This is a genomic window from Niveispirillum fermenti, from assembly GCF_048066175.1.
In the GTDB taxonomy this organism is placed as follows: domain Bacteria; phylum Pseudomonadota; class Alphaproteobacteria; order Azospirillales; family Azospirillaceae; genus Niveispirillum; species Niveispirillum fermenti.
In genome coordinates this window covers 218,343-233,619 of sequence record NZ_JBLTXA010000007.1, presented here as the reverse complement: position 1 = coordinate 233,619, position 15,277 = coordinate 218,343, and the positions used below count along the sequence as shown (strand labels likewise).

General features: G+C 67.4%; 14 protein-coding genes. 8 read left to right on the top strand and 6 right to left on the bottom strand.

From position 1 onward, the window contains the following. Positions 1-100 precede the first annotated feature (100 nt). Entirely contained in the window at positions 101-1,072 is a 972-nt protein-coding gene (locus tag ACM9LZ_RS09995; RefSeq protein ID WP_416619249.1) for an alpha/beta fold hydrolase, read from the top strand. Between the two features lie 3 nt (positions 1,073-1,075). On the opposite strand, the gene ACM9LZ_RS09990 is transcribed toward ACM9LZ_RS09995, so the two are convergent. Then, positions 1,076-1,639 carry a nuclear transport factor 2 family protein gene (locus ACM9LZ_RS09990; protein WP_416619248.1) on the bottom strand — a complete coding sequence of 188 codons (564 nt, stop codon included), beginning with the start codon at positions 1,637-1,639 and terminating at the stop codon, positions 1,076-1,078. Positions 1,640-1,722: 83 nt separating this feature from the next. Continuing rightward, a complete protein-coding gene (locus ACM9LZ_RS09985; RefSeq protein WP_416619247.1) occupies positions 1,723-2,706 on the bottom strand; it encodes a GlxA family transcriptional regulator in 984 nt (327 codons plus the stop codon). Between the two features lie 126 nt (positions 2,707-2,832). Here ACM9LZ_RS09985 and ACM9LZ_RS09980 point away from each other — a divergent pair, with 126 nt between their 5' ends. Both ACM9LZ_RS09980 and ACM9LZ_RS09975 read left to right on the top strand, forming a co-directional pair. Next, positions 2,833-3,804, top strand: a complete 972-nt coding sequence (locus tag ACM9LZ_RS09980) for a phytanoyl-CoA dioxygenase family protein (RefSeq protein WP_416619246.1) — start codon at positions 2,833-2,835, stop codon at positions 3,802-3,804. Between the two features lie 2 nt (positions 3,805-3,806). Then, positions 3,807-4,625, top strand: a complete 819-nt coding sequence (locus ACM9LZ_RS09975; protein WP_416619245.1) for an SDR family NAD(P)-dependent oxidoreductase — start codon at positions 3,807-3,809, stop codon at positions 4,623-4,625. Between the two features lie 98 nt (positions 4,626-4,723). On the opposite strand, the gene ACM9LZ_RS09970 is transcribed toward ACM9LZ_RS09975, so the two are convergent. Next, positions 4,724-6,295: an AMP-binding protein gene (locus ACM9LZ_RS09970; protein ID WP_416619244.1), complete on the bottom strand. Its 1,572-nt coding sequence runs from the start codon at positions 6,293-6,295 to the stop codon at positions 4,724-4,726. 5 nt (positions 6,296-6,300) lie between these two features. After that, on the bottom strand, positions 6,301-6,621 hold the full coding sequence (locus tag ACM9LZ_RS09965) for a 2Fe-2S iron-sulfur cluster-binding protein (RefSeq protein WP_416619243.1): 321 nt from the start codon (positions 6,619-6,621) through the stop codon (positions 6,301-6,303). Positions 6,622-6,860: 239 nt separating this feature from the next. Here ACM9LZ_RS09965 and ACM9LZ_RS09960 point away from each other — a divergent pair, with 239 nt between their 5' ends. Next, positions 6,861-8,078 carry a cytochrome P450 gene (locus ACM9LZ_RS09960; RefSeq protein WP_416619242.1) on the top strand — a complete coding sequence of 406 codons (1,218 nt, stop codon included), beginning with the start codon at positions 6,861-6,863 and terminating at the stop codon, positions 8,076-8,078. A gap of 53 nt (positions 8,079-8,131) precedes the next feature. Here ACM9LZ_RS09960 and ACM9LZ_RS09955 read toward each other — a convergent pair whose 3' ends face one another. Further along, positions 8,132-8,935, bottom strand: coding sequence for an enoyl-CoA hydratase/isomerase family protein (locus ACM9LZ_RS09955; protein ID WP_416619241.1), 804 nt, complete (start codon positions 8,933-8,935; stop codon positions 8,132-8,134). Between the two features lie 189 nt (positions 8,936-9,124). On the opposite strand from ACM9LZ_RS09955, the gene ACM9LZ_RS09950 reads away from it, so the two are divergent. Both ACM9LZ_RS09950 and ACM9LZ_RS09945 read left to right on the top strand, forming a co-directional pair. Next, positions 9,125-10,036 (top strand): crotonase/enoyl-CoA hydratase family protein, encoded by a 912-nt coding sequence (locus ACM9LZ_RS09950; protein ID WP_416619240.1) that lies wholly within the window; start codon positions 9,125-9,127, stop codon positions 10,034-10,036. A 49-nt stretch (positions 10,037-10,085) separates the two neighbouring features. Next, positions 10,086-11,327 carry an MFS transporter gene (locus tag ACM9LZ_RS09945; protein ID WP_416619239.1) on the top strand — a complete coding sequence of 414 codons (1,242 nt, stop codon included), beginning with the start codon at positions 10,086-10,088 and terminating at the stop codon, positions 11,325-11,327. Between the two features lie 44 nt (positions 11,328-11,371). Here ACM9LZ_RS09945 and ACM9LZ_RS09940 read toward each other — a convergent pair whose 3' ends face one another. Then, positions 11,372-12,325 carry a TauD/TfdA dioxygenase family protein gene (locus tag ACM9LZ_RS09940; protein WP_416619238.1) on the bottom strand — a complete coding sequence of 318 codons (954 nt, stop codon included), beginning with the start codon at positions 12,323-12,325 and terminating at the stop codon, positions 11,372-11,374. A 108-nt stretch (positions 12,326-12,433) separates the two neighbouring features. Between ACM9LZ_RS09940 and ACM9LZ_RS09935 the strand changes: the two genes are divergently transcribed. Both ACM9LZ_RS09935 and ACM9LZ_RS09930 read left to right on the top strand, forming a co-directional pair. Continuing rightward, positions 12,434-13,360 (top strand): LysR family transcriptional regulator, encoded by a 927-nt coding sequence (locus tag ACM9LZ_RS09935; protein ID WP_416619237.1) that lies wholly within the window; start codon positions 12,434-12,436, stop codon positions 13,358-13,360. 181 nt (positions 13,361-13,541) lie between these two features. After that, on the top strand, positions 13,542-15,260 hold the full coding sequence (locus tag ACM9LZ_RS09930; RefSeq protein ID WP_416619236.1) for an N-acyl-D-amino-acid deacylase family protein: 1,719 nt from the start codon (positions 13,542-13,544) through the stop codon (positions 15,258-15,260). Positions 15,261-15,277 lie beyond the last annotated feature (17 nt).

Sequence of the window (15,277 nt, the reverse complement as noted above, 5' to 3'; positions counted from 1 at the left end):
GTCCATGATGAATCGCCCCCGCTCCGGCCGCCGGTCTTTGCATTCCGCCTGCCGGCGGGGACAAGGGATGGATCAGGGCAAATGGCAAGGGAGAGAAGCGATGCTGCGCAAGACCATGCATGTGGCGACGCAACCCGGTGGTGGCCGGACGATCGCGTTGACCATCCACGCGCCGGAAGACCCGGCGCGGTTCAGCGGGCGGGTGATCTATGCCTCTCCCGGTGGCGGGTATGGCCGCGGTTACTATGACATGGCGTTTGACGGCCATGCGGGATACAGCCAGGCTGCCCACCATGTGGCCGCCGGCCATATCCTGGTCGCCTATGATCACCCGGGCGTCGGCGACAGCGACACGGCCGGCCTGTCCAGCCTGAGCATCGAGGATATTGCCGCCGCCAACCATGCGGCCCTGGACCGGGTGCGCCGGGGGCTGGCAATGGGGGGCCTGCTGGATGCCTATCCGCCGCTGCCCGATGCGCTGCATGTCGGCATCGGGCAATCCATGGGCGGCGGGGTCACCATCATCATGCAGGCCCGCCATCGCAGCTTCGATGCCATTGCGGTGCTGGGCTATTCGGCCATCCACACCGTGTTGCCGCAGCCCACGGCGGCACAGGCCGAAACGGCCAAGGCGCAGTACCGTTTCAGCCGGGATGACGACCCTGCGGGCCTGTCGGTGGCGCGCAGCGCGGCCGGCGTCGCCGATTTCGTCTATCCCTTCCATTGGGAGGATGTGCCGGCCGATATCCTGAAGACGGATATGGAAGGTGGCTATCCCATCCGCCGCACGGCCCCGCCCTTCGGCAGCCTGACCATTCCCAACTGTGTCGTGGCCATGATGGGGCCCGGCTTTGTCGCGGCGGAGGCGGCTGCCATCGACGTGCCGGTCTTCCTGGGGTTTGGGGAACGCGACACCAGCGCCGATTTCCGGGCGGAGCCGTCGGCTTTCATCACCGCGGGCGACATCACGCTGGTGATCGTGCCGACCATGGCCCATATGCACAATTTCGCATCCACGCGCGCCCGGCTGTGGGACCGGCTCAGCCATTGGGTCATGGGGGTGGGGCGATGATCCTCACCCCGGCTGCACCTGCCCCGCGGTCAGCGGCCGGGCATAGGAGATATCCTGTCCGTCGCGCCGGCAGGGGCCGGTGGAGGACAGGGCGGCGGCCCATTCCGGGGGCAAGGCGGTTTCATTGAAGGTTCCGACCTTCTCGTTCACGCAGACGCGGTGCGCGATGGCCCAGCGGCCGTCGCGCCGTTCGAACCGGTCGACATAGCGGCCGAAACACAGGCTGGGCGGCCCTTCCCGGTTCTCTCCCCAGAAGATGTAGTAGGTTTCGCCGTGGGCGGTGTCGCCATCCAGGTCGATGGTGTGATTGGTGATGATGTGCTGGTGGCGGTTCTGGAACTGTCCGTGCCAGCCGATGGCCCAGTCGACGAAGGCACCGGCGACGCCTTCGGCCACGCCATGCTGGTCGATGGCGTCGGCATGATAGGCCGACAGCATCAGGTCGCGGTCGAACCGGTCGACGCCGCGCGTATAGCGATGCAGGCAGTCCAGGATTTCCTGCCGGTCCTTCATCCGGCGGATGAAAGACAGCGTGTCGGCGTCGATGATGGCGGTCGTATCGTGCATTGGTCTTTGCCTCCCTTGTCGCCTTCAGGCTCGGCTCCGGATGGCGTGCCGGCAAGCGGCCGTACCGGACTTGCCGGCAGGCTTCACGGATGCGATATCGGTCCTGGCCCCGTGGCCCGGCGCCGCCAGGCCGTCGGGCTCATCCCGCTATGGGATCGGAAGACCAGCCGGAAAGATCGCGGGTCGCGATATCCCACCATGGCGGCGATCTGGTCGATGGTCCGGCCCGTGCGGCCCAGCAGCCGCTGTGCAGCCCGGATGCGCAGATGCTGCACGTAATCCTTTGGCCCCATGCCTGTTTCACGGGTGAAGCGGCGGATCAGGGTCTGATGGCTGGTGGACAGCGACCGGGCCAGGTCGGCGATCCGGATGTCCTGCGCGAAATGCATTTCCAGCCAGACCTGGGCGTTGGCCACCATCGGGTCGCCGGACAGCCTGTCCTCCACCACGCGGTCGACGCCTGTGACGGCGGCCAGCCATCGCCCGGCTTCCGCGCTGAACACGCGCTCGATCAGCCGCACCATCAATGCCGGCTCGGCCGCCGGTCCGGCACCCAGGATCAGGCCGCCTTCCTCCACCACGCCGCGCCGCGGATCGACGGGCAGGCGGGGAAAGCGTTCCCGGCACAGGGGCGTCAGGGGACGCGACAGCGGTATCGCCATGCCATCCACCAGCCCGGCCGCCGCCAGCAGGAACAGTGCCGATCCACTGGCTGATATCAGCGTGCCTTCCGCCTTGCGGGCACGCAGCCAATGGCCCAGCGGCTCGCATGCCGCCAGCCTCTCGTCCAGGGCCGTCGCGGAACCCACGCGGAAATTGGCGATATGGATCAGGCCATAGGGCCGCGTTCCGCCCCAGGCCCCGTCGCAGGGCAGCCGTCTTCCATCGGCCAGTCGCACCGGCTGCCCATCCTCCGTCAGGAGATGGAGGCGCGCCTCCAACTTCAGCCCCTCGCTGGGTGCGAACAACTGTTCCACCTGCGCCCGCACCACGACGAAGGCGTCCAGGCAGGCGCCCAGGCTGGCCAGGAACGATCCCGGCGGGGCGATCACGGCAATATCGGCCATCGGTTCCTGTCCTGTGAATTATAGCCATGTATATTGTTAAATATGGCCATAGTGGTGGCTTGCCAACGCTTTCATCATGACCCCTTGAACCGGGAACAACCCGGACAGACCAGGGAAGAAGCGGCGATGAACATGCAGGCACGGCCCCCCATGCCGGAAATGGGTGAACTGAACGTGTCCAATCATCTGCTGGGCGACCCGGCGGGCCTTGCGGCGGCGTGGGAGCGCGACGGTTACTGGTTCTTCCGCGACGTGCTGGACAAGGCGGTGATCGCCGATATCCGCCGCGTCTATATCGATTATCTGGTCGATATGGGGGTTGCCGATCCGGCCGACCCGCAGCATCGCTATAATGGTGCCGATTATTCGGCCCTGCCGATCAATTCCAACCTGACGCGCCTGAATGAACAGAAGGTCCATCGCCTGCTGCACGGCGCGCCGACCATCAACAGCTTCTTCCAGACATTGTTCGGCTGCGATCCGTTCTGGGTTCCCTTCACGGTCCACCGCACCAATCCCCCGGTGCAGGATGTCACCCGCCCGCGCTTCGATTTCATCCATGCCGACGGGTCATACAATGACGGGCTGGAATTCCTGATCTGCTGGGTGCCGATCGGTGAGATCGATGCCGATGTCGGCGGCCTGGCCGTGGTGGAAGGGCTGCACCGGCAGCCCAGCCTGCACCGGCGCGACGGCACCCGCATCCTGCCCATCGAGGCCGCGGACGTGCCGGCAGAGGCCTGGCGGCGGACGGATTACCGGCCGGGGGATGTGCTGCTGATGGATTTGCACACGCCCCATAGCGGCCTGTCCAACATCTCCCGCGATCAGTTCCGGCTTTCCATGGATACCCGCGTCATGCCGTCGAACGGCCGGCTGCCGCTTGCCGGCACCATCCTGTCCGTGGATGCCGGCATGGTGGCCGTGGCGGATGCGGCGGGCCGGCATGTGCTGCACATCGATGAAAACAGCTTCGTTCGGGGACATCGCGGTGACCGGCTGGTCCCGGCGGACATTCCGGCCCGGTACAACCCGGGTGACGCCGTCATCGTGGCCCATGCGGAAGGGCGGGTGGTCAACATGCGCCCGCAGCACTGACCATGCCGGAACCGATCCTGACCGGCCGCCGGCTGCCGGGCAAGGCCGCCATCGTCACCGGTGCCGGCGCCGCGGGAGAAGAGGTGGGCATCGGCCGCGCCATCGCCCTGGTGCTGGCCGGTGAAGGCGCGCGTGTCGCCTGCATCGACCTGGACGGAGACCGTGCCGCCACCACCGCCGGAATGATCCGGCGGCGCGGCGGGCAGGCGCTGGCCATCACCGCCGACATGGGCAGGCGCGCCGACTGTGCCGATGCGGTGGCGCAGGCCGTGGCCTGGCTGGGGCGGCTGGACATCCTGGTCAACAATGTGGGCATCTCACCGCCTACCAGCCTGTCGGGGCTGGACGAGGCGCAATGGTCCGCCATCATGGCGGTCAATCTGGACAGCGCCTTGTGGATGAGCCAGCAATCCGTGCCGCACATGGTGGCGGGTGGTGGCGGGGCCATCGTCAATATCTCCTCCATCGCCGGGCTGCGGGCGCACGGGTCGCTGGCCTATGGCACGTCAAAGGCAGCGATGGTGCAGCTGGCGCGGGAAATCGCCGTGGCCCATGGCCGCGATGGCATCCGGGCCAATGCCGTGGCACCCGGACATGTGATGACCCCGCATATCGCCCACCGCATGCCACCCGGCATGCGCGAGGACAGGCGCAGGGTCGGCCCGCTGGGGATCGAGGGGGACGCCTGGGATGTGGCCATGGCCACCTGCTTCCTGGCCAGCGACGAGGCCCGGTTCATCACGGGCGTCCTGTTGCCTGTGGATGGCGGCGTGACGGAAATCGGCCCCTTGCCGGCCCACGGGCTGATCTTGCGCGGCTGACGACGGGCGCCAGGGTAACGGGTGCCAGGGTAACGGGTGCCAGGGCAGGGATGACGGCTGGTGGGGGCGCAGACGTGACGTCTGTCCCCCTACCGTTTCTATCCCTTCAACAAGTCGCGCAGGGTGAACTTCACCACCTTGCCCGTGCTGTTCATGGGCAGCGCGTCGATGAAGGTGACACCGCGCGGCACCTTGTAATTGGCCAGGTTCGCCTTGCCCCAGGCGATCACTTCGGCCTCCGTCAGGGTGGAACCGGGGCTGCGCACGATGAAGGCGTGCCCCACCTCCCCCAGCCGCGCATCGGGCACGCCGATCACGGCACAGGCCCGCAGTCCGGGCAGGGCACCCATCTGGCGCTCGATCTCCGCCGGATAGACGTTGAAGCCACCGACGATATACATGTCCTTCAGCCGGTCGGTGATGCGCAGATAGCCATCGGCATCCAGCACACCGACATCGCCGCTGTGCAGCCAGCCATCGCCATCCAGGGCCGAATGGGTGGCCTGGTCATTGTCCAGGTAATGCAGCAGCAGCTTGTCGTCGCGGATCAGCACCTCGCCCGCCTGCCCCGGCGGCAGGGGCTGGCCATCCGGGCCGGCGATGCGGATCTCCGTGCCCGGGATGGGGCGGCCCACGGTCTGAACCACCCGTTCGATCGGGTCGTCGGGCAGGGTCTGGGTGGCGGACCCGCAGCATTCCGTCATGCCATAGCCGGTGGACAGGATCTGTATCGGCGTCTCGTCGCGCAGGCGCCGCATCAGTTGGATCGGAATGGTCGTCGCCCCTGTCGACAGGAAGCGCAGGCAGCCGATATCCCAGGCTGCCTTGTCCGGATGGTCCAGCAGTTCCTGCCAGACGGTTGGCGGTGCTGGCATCACGGTGATGCGGTTGCCGGCGATCAGGTCCAGGATGGCCGTCCCATCATAGGCGTCGGGCCAATGGATGGTGGCCCCCGACATCAGGCCGGCCACCCATCCCGCCTTGTAGGAGGCGTTGTGGGAGAAGGGGCCGAACACGCAATAGCGGTCATCCGGCCCCATGCCGGAAATGCCGCACCAGGCGCGCCCGCCGCCCAGCGACCGTTTATGGTCGAACACGGCCCCTTTGGGCAGGCCCGTGGTGCCCGACGTGAACATGATGTCCGCCAGATCGTCGGGACCGACATCGGCGGACCGGGCCGACAGCCGGTCGTCCCCGACGCCCGTGCCCGCCGACAGGAAGGGTTCCCACCCCTGTTCAAGACCGCGCAGGGCGCCGGTGCCCGGCCGCAGCACGATGATGCGGCGCAGATCGGGCATTGTCTCGCCGCGCAGCATGTCGGGATAGTGACGGCCCAGGAAGTCACCGATGCTGAACAGGTGGGTGATGCGGGCCCGGCGGATGATGTCCGCCACTTCCCCCCCGCGCAGGCGCGTGTTCAGCGGCACCAGTACGCCGCCGATGCGCTGGGCGCCCGCGGCCGCCGCGACCCATTCCCACATGTTGGGCGCCCAGACACCGACCCGGTCGCCCTTGGCCAGCCCGTCGGCCAGCAGGGCGCGGGCCACGCGGTCGGCCATGGCATCCAGCGACCGGAAGCCGATGGCACCGTCCTGGGCGCTGCTCAGCGCGGGCTTGTCCCCGAAACGGCGGGCGGCATCCCTCAACAGGGCGGGAATGGTGGTGGTCATGGGGATCAGTGCTGGCTGGCGGGGATACGGATGACCAGACCGTCAAGCGCGGCGCTGACCTTGATCTGGCAGGACAGGCGGGAGGTCTCCGCCGGGTCGACGGTATAGGTCAGCATCTCCTGTTCCTCGGCACCGGGGGTCCCGGCGGCGGCGGCCCAGGCCGGGTCGACATAGACATGGCAGGTGGCGCAGGCGCAGGCGCCGCCGCAATCGGCCTCGATCCCCGGCACGCCGTTCTGCACGGCAACCTTCATCACGGACTGGCCCTCTTCCGCCTCCATCACGTGGGACTGGCCGTCGGGGTCGATGAAGGTGATCGTGGGCATGGTCGTGCTCTTCCCTGTTTGCCGGGGGCCGGAACGCCGGCCTTTCTCGTGACGCCTTTATGCCCCGCGGATGTGCCACTGTCGCCGGGGTCGGGTGATCTTATCAAGCATACGATCCTTGGTGCCGGCGGCCGGCCCGGCTTTGGACGGGCGGCAGGATCGGCCCCTAATCTTTCCCCATATCCCCGCCCGATGGCCAACCGCGCGCCCGATGCGCGCGACAGCAGGAGTTCCGTCCGATGCCCGCCTATGCCATGAACATGACCGTCCCGGACCATGTCCCGGCCGATCTCGTCCATGATTACGACGTCTACGCCCCGGGTCCGGCCGGGTCCGACTTCTTCGCGGAACTGTACGCGCTGAAGCAGAAAGCCCCGCCCATCTTCTGGACCCGCCATAACGAGGGCCACTGGTACGTCAATGATGCCCGGTTGGCCGCGCGCGTTCTGAAGGACAGCGACAATTTCTCCTCCCGCGCCCTGGTGGTGCCGCGATCGAATAACCCGACGGGGGAGGGGTTCACGCCCATCCATCTGGACCCGCCCGAACATACCAAGTACCGCCACCACCTGTCGGTGGCCCTGTCGCGCAAGGGTGTGGCGCAACTGGCGCCGGGCGTGCGCGCGCTGGCCATCGACCTGATCGAGGGGCTGAAGGACAAGGGCGGGTGCGAGTTCATGGCCGATTTCGCCTTCCAGCTTCCCATCATCGTCTTCCTGCGCCTGGTCGACTTGCCGGAAAGCCATCGGCTCACCCTGCTGGAGGAAGTGGCCAAGATCATCCGGCCGGGCAGCAACAAGGCCGACATCATCCGTGGCCTGGCCGCCTATCTGGCGCCGATCATCAGGGAACGCCGCGCCAATCCGGGCGACGACCTGATCAGCTGGCTGTCGTTGCAGGAGGTGGATGGCGAGCGGATGCGCGAGGAGAAGTTGCATTCCATGTGTACGCTGCTGCTGATCGGGGGGCTGGATTCGGTGGCCAACACGCTGGGCTTCTTCGCCCGCTTCCTGGCGGAAAATCCCGATCACCGGCGCCAGATCATCGAGAATCCGGCCATCATCAGCGCCGCCGTGGAGGAATTGCTGCGCCGCTTCCCCACGGTCACGGCCGGCACGGGGCGCATGTGCCTGCATGACCAGCAGGTCGGGCCGGCCCTGGTCAAGGCGGGAGAGATCGTCATCTCTCCGCCGGCCATGATGAACCTGGACGATGAGACCTATCCCGATCCGCTGAAGGTCGATTTCACGCGGCGCATCGCCAGCGTCGGCACCTTTGGCCAGGGGCCGCACCGCTGTGTCGGGGCCAATCTGGCCCGGTCGGAATTAACGATCTTCCTGGAGGAATGGCTGAAGCGCATTCCCGATTTCCGTCTGGCCGACGACCGGCTGACCTTCCAGGCCGGCGTCAACATCTCCTACACCTCCCTGCCGCTGGTCTGGGACAAGGCGGCCTGACGCAAGACGGCGGACCGGTTGGGGGTGCTGCCCCCGCCGGACCGCCGGCCGGTTCAGCGGTTGGTGAAGCGCGGCCGCCGCTTCTCCATGAAGGCGCGGCGCTTTTCGGCCGTGTCTTCCGTCGTCTGGCTGATGAAGATGGCGCGGCTTTCCATCTCGATGGCGGCCTCCAGGCTGGGTGCCGTCTCGTTCAGCCACAGCGACTGCTTGGTCAGCGCCGTGCCGATGGGGCTGTTGACCAGCATGGCGTCGGCCATGGCCAGCGCTTCATCCATCAATGTCTCGTCCGGCACGGATTTCAGGATCAGGCCGATGGATGCCGCCTCCTCCGCCTGCACCGCACGGCCCGTCAGCAGCAGTTCGGCGGCCCGTGCCGCCCCCACCCGCCGGGGCAGCAGATAGGACAGGCCGAGTTCATGCCCGCTGCCGGCATTGTGGAAGGCGTTGACGAACCGCGCCGACCGGGCGGCGATGGTGATGTCGGCCGCCAGCGCCAGTGGATATCCGGCCCCCGCCGTGACCCCGTTGACGGCGGCGATGACCGGCTGTGGCAGGGATCGGATCAGCGGCGTGATCGACCCCAGCCGGGCCATGACGGCCCGTGCCCATTGCGCCTTGCCCAGTCCGGGCGGCACCCAGCCGGGCTCCCCCGCCGCCCGCAGGTCGTGCCCGGCACAGAACCCCCGGCCGGCCCCCGTTAGGATGACCACGCGCACGGCCGGGTCGTGGCGCAGGTCGGTGAACAGACGGGCCAGTTCATCATACATGGCATAGGTCAGCGCGTTCAGCGCGTCGGGGCGGTTCAGGGTCAGGCGGCAGATGCCGGGTGCCGGCTCGTCGCGCAGGATGTCGGTCATGGCTTCCTCCATCGGTATTCCGGTCCTGCTCTATGCCCGGCCGGCGGTGCGGGCCAGACCGATGGCCCCGCCCCGGCCCTTCCATCAGGTCTGTGATGGAAGGGGCGGGGCCGGCCATGGCCGTCGCCCCTTTCCAGGCCGGCCCCTATCATGCGGCCGGCAAACCAACGACCCAGGGGGAGGCAAGGGATGGACCATCCCGGCAAATGGCTGAAATCCACGGCCTGCATCCGTTTCGAGGTGGCGGACGGCGTGGCCGTGCTGACCCTGAACCGGCCGGACAAGCGCAATGCCCTGTCCGCCGCCATGCTGCGGGAGGTCCACGACGCGCTGCTGGAGGCCGATGACCGCACGGACGTGAACGCCATCCTGCTGCAGGGGGAGGGGCGGGATTTCTGTGCCGGTTATGACCTGGGCGACAGCTATGGCGGTGCTGCCGCTGCCGCGGCCGGTTACGACCCCGCGCTCTACCGGACGCGCAGCGCCACGCTGGACGACGATATCTGGCACCTGGAGCGGCAGCAGGACATGACGCTGCTGATGCTGGACCTGCACAAGCCGATCATCGCCAAGCTGCAGGGCAATTGCCTGGCCGGCGGCACCGATCTGGCTTTTTCCGCCGATATCGTGGTGGCGGCCGACGATGCGCGCATCGGCTTTCCCGCGGCCCGCGCCAACGGGACCCCGCCCACCAATCTCTGGCTCTACCATTGCGGCCCGCAATGGGCCAAGCGCATGCTGTTCACGGGTGATACGATCAGCGGCCTGGACGCCGCGCGCATCGGTCTGGTGCTGGAAGCCTATCCGGCGGCGGAGATCGATGCCGAGGCGCTGGACCTTGCCCGCCGCATCGCGCATGTGGATGCGGAAATCCTTTCCACCCACAAGCGGGTCGTGAATATGCAGATGGAACTGGCTGGTGCCCGTCTGTCGCAACGTTATGCCGCGGAGCTGGACGCCCGTTCGCACCTGTCCCAGGGGCCGCGCCGCAGCCGCTTCCGTCAGGACATGGCCGGTGCGGGCCTGAAGGAGGCGCTGCGCAACCGCGACGCACCCTTTGGCGACGGCCGTATCCGCTTGCGCGCCCGGCGGCCCGCATGATGCCGCCCCATCCCCTGTGTGACCGATCTTCCCTTCCGGAGAATTTAAGATGTCATTCCTGACGCGCGAGGCCCGTGACGAATGGCGGGCCCACTGGCCGGTGGTGGCGGGGACCGGCATCGGCATGGCCAGTTGCTATGCCGTCTTTTCCTTCGTGGGCAGCCTGTTCGTGCAGCCGTTGCAGGACGAATTCGGCTGGACGCGCGGGCAGCAGGCGCTGTCGCACAATGCCAATCTTGTGGCCGCCTTCCTGGCCCCGTTCATCGGTGCTTATGTCGACAAGGTCGGGGTGCGCAAGGTCCTGCTGCCGGCCATCCTGCTGGTTGTGCTCTGCTATGTGGCGCTGGCCAACCTGACCCCGTCGCTGGTCCATTACTATGTTGCGATGAGCGCGCTGGTCCTGATCGGCATCGCCACGACGGGCCTGTCCTTTACCCGCGCCGTGACAAGCTGGTTTGACAAGTCGCGGGGGCTGGCGCTGGCCGTGTCGCGCATGGGGCTGACCCTTTCCGGCGCGCTGATGCCCGTCCTGCTTTACATCGCCATCGAGCGATACGGGTCGCGCGGCGGGTTCTATCTGCTGGCCGGCGTCGCCCTGTTCATCAGCTTTCCCGTCACCTGGGCGCTGGTCCGCGATCGCCGGCCGGAACCGGCCGCCGTTGCGGCGCGGTCCGGCGCGGTGGCCGGCTGGCGGCTGTGGCCCCGGTTGCTGCGCAACCGCCGCATCCTGCTGCTGTGCATCGCCGCCGGGTTCACCTATGGCCCGGCGGTGGGGCTGCTGTCGCAGTTGCAGCCGCTGCTGGTGTCCAAGGCGCTGGACCCCAAGGTGGCGGCGGGGCTGGTCAGCCTGCTGGCTGTCTCCACCTTCGCGGGCACAGCCATCACGGGGCTGCTGATCGATCGGGTCTGGGCGCCGGTCCTGGGGTTCCTTTTCACGATCGGGCCCGTGGCGGGCTGTGGCCTGCTTTACCTGCTGGACGCGCCGGGGCTGACGGTGGCCGCGGCCTGCATCGTGCTGATCGGGCTGGCCCAGGGGGCGGAGATCGACCTGGCCGGCTTCATCATCGCCCGTTATTTCGGGATGCAGGCCTTTGCCGCCATCTATGGCCTGACGGTGCTGGCCATCGGCACCTGTGCCGCCTTCGGGGCCATCCTCGTCGGGCTGGTCCATGACTGGTACGGCAGCTACGACATCGCGCTGCTGGCGGCCGGGGTCTGTTTCCTGATCGCGGCGCTGACCTATCCGCTGCTGGGCCGTTATCCCGACAAGCCGGGCATCGACCTCGGATGATGGGGCAGGGGGGCGGCACATGGGGGTGCCGCCCCCGGCTGGCATCAGTCGACCAGCCGCTTCACCTTGCGTTCCCGGTCCAGGGCCGGGTCCAGGTAGCGGCCGACCTTGTAGTCGCCCATGATCGTCGTGCGCATGGCGCGGCGGCGGCAATGCAGCGGCACGCCCCGCGCGGAATGGATGACGCGCCAATTGTCCCAGACCAGCATGTCGTCCTTGCCCCAGGAATGGTAGTAGGCGAACCGGTCCTCGACCAGGTGTCCCGCCAGTTCCGTCAGCAGCGCATCGCTTTCCGCCCTGTCCATGCCCAGGATGTAGCGGGCATGCATGGGGGACAGCTTCAGCACCTTGCGGCCCGTCTCCTGCTGCGTGATGACCAGCGGATGCACCACGGGGGGGAAGTCGTACATCTTGCCCAATGGGGGTGGTGTGTCCTTGTAGACCCTGATATCCGGCGGAAAGCCGAACTGGCCCGACACGAAATCGGGGTTGAACGCATAGACTACCTCCAGCCCCTCGATCCGGGCCTTCATGGCGTCGGGCAGCCTCTCATAGGCGGCGATGGCATCGATGAAGCCCGTCTCCCCCATTTCCGCCGCCGGGTCGGTCATGCGCAGCACCGCACCCCGCACGATGGTGGGCATGAAGCTCTGGTCCCAGTGCCAGCCCAGCCAGCCGGCCCGTGTGATCCCGTCCACCACATAATGCCGGTTGAACCGCGCCTTCGTGTCGTCCGGGTCATAGGCCAGGACCATCAGATAGGGGTTGTCGGGGCTGTTCATGTCGGCCGTCGCCGCCGGCTCCATCTCCCCGAAGATGCGCGACACGCGCATATGGATATCGTCGCTGGTTCCCGCACCCCGGAACAGCAGCAGACCGGATTGGATCCAGGCATCCCGGATGGCGCCTGCCGCCGCCGGATCAAGGTCGCGCGTCAGGTCGGCGCCCAGCACTTCCAGGCCCAGATTGTCGGACAGCGCGCGGGTTTGAATGCCCATGATGCTTCCTCCTCCCGATGATTTTCTGTGGATGGAGAAGCGATAGCACCTGCTGGACTTTTGAATAATCAGCGATATTTTGAAGCTATAATTTCTGAATATCGAAGAATGATGCCATCCCTTGCCGAACTTCAGGTGTTCGTCGCCATCGTCGAAGCCGGCTCCCTGGCGCGGGCGGCGGCCCAGTTGCGCCTGTCGCCGTCCATGGTCACCACGCATCTGGCCCGACTGGAACAGGGGCTGGGCACGCGGCTGTTGAAGCGCAGCACCCGGCGGCTGGACCTGACAGACACGGGCCGCATCTTCCTGGATCATGCGCGCGGCATCCTGGATGCGGTGGGCCGGGCGCAGGATGCGGTGCGGCGCGGCGATGGCCGGCCATCGGGCCGGGTGTGCATCGATGCGCCGGCCGGGGTGGGCGGCACCCTGGTCGTTCCGCTGCTGCCGGCCTGCCGGGCGCAATATCCCGACATCGTCATCGATCTGGCGCTGGGCGACCGGGGGACCCTTTATCGCGCCGACGGGGCGGATATCCTGGTGCGCGTCGGGGCACCTCCGGCCGATGCGCACCAGGATATCCGCCCCGTCACGCTGGGGATGGCGCGGTACATCATGGTGGCGGCCCCGGCCTATCTGGCCCGGCATGGCACACCCGTCGGGTTGCCCGACCTGCTGGACCATGACGGCATCCTCTATGCCAGCCGGGAAACGCCGGATGGCCGCCGCTGGCGGTTCCAGGGGGAGGGGGAGGCCCTGTGGCTGCGGCCCCGTCCGGCCCTGACCTTCAATGACGGGGCGGCCATGATCGCAGCCTGCGCGGCCGGGGCCGGCATCGCCCAGACGCTGGACATCCTGGCAGCGGCGGCCCTGGCCGATGGTAGTCTGGTCCGCCTGCTGCCCGGCCTTTGCTCTCTGACGGTGCCCGTGGTCATGACCTGTCCCGGGGGGCGGGCCGGGGATGCGGCCGTGCGGGCGGTGGCGGGTTTCCTGGCCGATCATGTCACGTCGGTCTGGCCAGATATCGCATCCTTGTAGAATGCGCGCCGACAGGTCTGTTGCGGCGTCGTGCAGGGTGTTGGCGGGCGGTGCAGCCGCTATGATGGGCTCCGGAACGGTCATGGCCGGGGTCCCGTTGGCGGGCCCGGCGCCACAGAAAACCGCCGCCATCCCGCCGGCATCGCCGGCCGGCCCGACAGGCGGCAAGGGAGGATTTGTGATGAGCCAGCATTATGATCTGCTGATCCGTGGCGGCACCGTCGTGGATGGAACGGGTGGCCCGGCCTTCACCGGCGACGTCGCCATCAAGGGCGACCGCATTGCCGCCGTGGGCGTGGTGGACGGCACCGCCGACCAGGTGATCGACGCTGCCGGCATGGTCGTCACGCCGGGCTTTGTCGATGTCCACACCCATTATGACGGGCAGGTGACGTGGGAAAGCCGGCTGGCCCCGTCGTCCGACCATGGGGTGACGACCGTCATCATGGGCAATTGCGGTGTCGGCTTCGCGCCCGTGCATGCCGGAGACCAGCAGATGGCCATCAAGCTGATGGAGGGGGTGGAGGACATTCCCGAAGTGGTGATGGCCGAGGGCGTGCCCTGGAACTGGGAAACCTTCCCCGACTATCTGGACGCGCTGTCGGTGCGCCGGACCGATATCGATTTCGCGGCCCAACTGCCGCACAGCCCCCTGCGCGTCTATGTCATGGGCAAGCGCGGCGCCGATCTGGAGCCGCCGACCGGCCAGGACCTGGCCGAAATGCGCCGCCTGACGGCCGATGCGGTCAGGGCCGGCGCGCTGGGTGTCTCCACCTCCCGTCAGTTGGCCCACCGGTTCCGCGACGGCCGCCCGGCCCCCTCCACCCAGACGGAGGTAGAGGAACTGAAGGCCCTGGCCGCCGGGTTGAAGGATGCCGGCGCCGGCGTGTTCCAGTTGATCCCCAACACCAACAATTCATCGGACGCGGAATTCGCCATCATCCGCGAACTGGCTGAATATTCCGGCCGGCCCGTGAATTTCAGCCTGCTGACGGGGGACCAGATTGCCGGCGGCTGGCGTGGCTATCTGGATGGCGTCACCAAGGCGGCGGCCGACAGTCTGCCCATCCACGGGCAATATTATCCGCGGCCCATCGGCATGCTGTTCGGGCTGGACCTGTCCTATCATCCGTTCTCGCTGAACCCGTCCTACAAGGAGATCGAGAACCTGCCCCTAGCCGAGAAGCTGGCGGTGATGCGCGACCCGGCCTTCCGCGCCCGCCTGCTGGCGGAGGAGCCGCAGGACCCCAACCCGTTCTTCCTGTGGGTCGTGCAGCAAACCCACCTGCTGTTCCCGCTGGGCGACCCGCCGAACTACAACCCCTCGCCCGATGACAGCATCAAGGCGCGGGCGGAAAGGCTGGGCGTGGGCGAACGGGAATTGATGTATGACGAGTTGCTGCGCCAGAACGGCCGCGCCATTCTTTACTGCCCCATGGGCAATACGGAAAACGGGCGCATGGATGCGGCGGCCGACCTGTTCGGGCTGCCGGGGACGGTCCTGGGGCTGGGCGATGGTGGGGCGCATTATGGCATGATCTGCGATGCGGCCTTCCCGACCTTCGTCCTGACCGAATATGTCCGTGACCAGAAGCGTCTGACCGTGGAAAAAGCCGTCAGCATGCTGGCGCGGGAAACCGCGTCCACGGTGGGGTTGCTGGATCGCGGCGTGCTGAAGCCGGGCTACAAAGCCGACCTGAACGTGATCGACATGGAGCGCTTGGCACTTTATGCCCCCCGCGTGAAGCGCGACCTGCCGGCGGATGGCCGCCGCCTCAGCCAGAAGGCCGACGGGTACGAGGCAACGATCGTATCGGGCCAGGTCACCTACCGTAACGGCCGTGCCACAGGCGCCCTGCCGGGGCGTCTGGTTCGTGGTGCGAAACCGGCGGCAGCGTGAACAGGGAGGAAGGCAGC

What these genes read in the sequence shown, in the direction of transcription:
- ACM9LZ_RS09995 (WP_416619249.1), top strand. Translation starts at nt 101, where the DNA reads ATGCTGCGCAAGACCATGCATGTGGCGACGCAACCCGGTGGTGGCCGG.
- ACM9LZ_RS09990 (WP_416619248.1), bottom strand. Translation starts at nt 1,639, where the DNA reads ATGCACGATACGACCGCCATCATCGACGCCGACACGCTGTCTTTCATC.
- ACM9LZ_RS09985 (WP_416619247.1), bottom strand. Translation starts at nt 2,706, where the DNA reads ATGGCCGATATTGCCGTGATCGCCCCGCCGGGATCGTTCCTGGCCAGC.
- ACM9LZ_RS09980 (WP_416619246.1), top strand. Translation starts at nt 2,833, where the DNA reads ATGAACATGCAGGCACGGCCCCCCATGCCGGAAATGGGTGAACTGAAC.
- ACM9LZ_RS09975 (WP_416619245.1), top strand. Translation starts at nt 3,807, where the DNA reads ATGCCGGAACCGATCCTGACCGGCCGCCGGCTGCCGGGCAAGGCCGCC.
- ACM9LZ_RS09970 (WP_416619244.1), bottom strand. Translation starts at nt 6,295, where the DNA reads ATGACCACCACCATTCCCGCCCTGTTGAGGGATGCCGCCCGCCGTTTC.
- ACM9LZ_RS09965 (WP_416619243.1), bottom strand. Translation starts at nt 6,621, where the DNA reads ATGCCCACGATCACCTTCATCGACCCCGACGGCCAGTCCCACGTGATG.
- ACM9LZ_RS09960 (WP_416619242.1), top strand. Translation starts at nt 6,861, where the DNA reads ATGCCCGCCTATGCCATGAACATGACCGTCCCGGACCATGTCCCGGCC.
- ACM9LZ_RS09955 (WP_416619241.1), bottom strand. Translation starts at nt 8,935, where the DNA reads ATGACCGACATCCTGCGCGACGAGCCGGCACCCGGCATCTGCCGCCTG.
- ACM9LZ_RS09950 (WP_416619240.1), top strand. Translation starts at nt 9,125, where the DNA reads ATGGACCATCCCGGCAAATGGCTGAAATCCACGGCCTGCATCCGTTTC.
- ACM9LZ_RS09945 (WP_416619239.1), top strand. Translation starts at nt 10,086, where the DNA reads ATGTCATTCCTGACGCGCGAGGCCCGTGACGAATGGCGGGCCCACTGG.
- ACM9LZ_RS09940 (WP_416619238.1), bottom strand. Translation starts at nt 12,325, where the DNA reads ATGGGCATTCAAACCCGCGCGCTGTCCGACAATCTGGGCCTGGAAGTG.
- ACM9LZ_RS09935 (WP_416619237.1), top strand. Translation starts at nt 12,434, where the DNA reads ATGATGCCATCCCTTGCCGAACTTCAGGTGTTCGTCGCCATCGTCGAA.
- ACM9LZ_RS09930 (WP_416619236.1), top strand. Translation starts at nt 13,542, where the DNA reads ATGAGCCAGCATTATGATCTGCTGATCCGTGGCGGCACCGTCGTGGAT.